1 protein-coding gene is annotated in these 712 nt (G+C 68.3%); it reads right to left on the bottom strand.

Annotated features, from left to right (window positions below):
- Positions 1-712, bottom strand: a 712-nt coding sequence (locus Talka_RS11850; RefSeq protein ID WP_143891520.1) for a tyrosine-type recombinase/integrase, incomplete at both ends; no start/stop codon positions are given.

Genomic DNA, 712 nt, shown 5'->3' with positions numbered 1-712 from the left:
CCAGTCTTCCATCAGGGCGCGGCGCAGCTCGAGCTGATCGGTGCGCTCATAGGCCGCCTCGGTCTTGTCAGGGTTGACGTGGGCCAGGGCGTTTTCCACCACGCGCGCCGGGTAGCGGCCCTCTTCGCTGGCCCAGGTCTTGAACGCCGCGCGCATGCCGTGCACGGTCACACCGGGGACGAGTTCGTGCAACAGCTTGGACACGCTCACGTCCGACAGCGCCTTGCCCGTCGTCGGGGAGGGAAAAATCACGTCGCTGTGGGCCTGCCGCAGCGCTGCGGCTTGCTCGAGCACCTCCAGCGCCGCCTGCGACAACGGCACACGGTGGGGGCGACCGGCTTTCATGCGCTCACCCGGCACCGTCCAGATGCGCGCCTGCAGATCCAGCTCGCCCCAGGTCGCCCCGCGCGCTTCACTGGAGCGGCAGGCAGTCAGGATGATGAATTGCAGGCACAGCGCCGCGCTGCTTGAGCGCGGGCGCAGCGCGGCCATCAGCTCGGGCAGCTTGCGGTAGTCCAGTGCCGCAAAGTGCTCCTGTTTCTTGAGCTTTTCCGGCTTGGGCAGCAGCTTGTCGAGTCGCCCTTTCCAGCGCGCCGGGTTGGACTCTTCGCGCCAGCCGTGCACGGCGCAGTAGTCCAGCACCGCCTCCAGGCGCTGGCGCACGCGGGTGGCGGTTTCGGTCTTGGTGGTCCAGATGGGCTTGAGGATCGCC

Source organism: Tepidimonas alkaliphilus, from assembly GCF_007556595.1.
In the GTDB taxonomy this organism is placed as follows: Bacteria; Pseudomonadota; Gammaproteobacteria; order Burkholderiales; family Burkholderiaceae_C; genus Tepidimonas; species Tepidimonas alkaliphila.
Note: the sequence above shows the minus strand (reverse complement) of the source record. Positions and strands in the feature narration are given on the sequence as shown.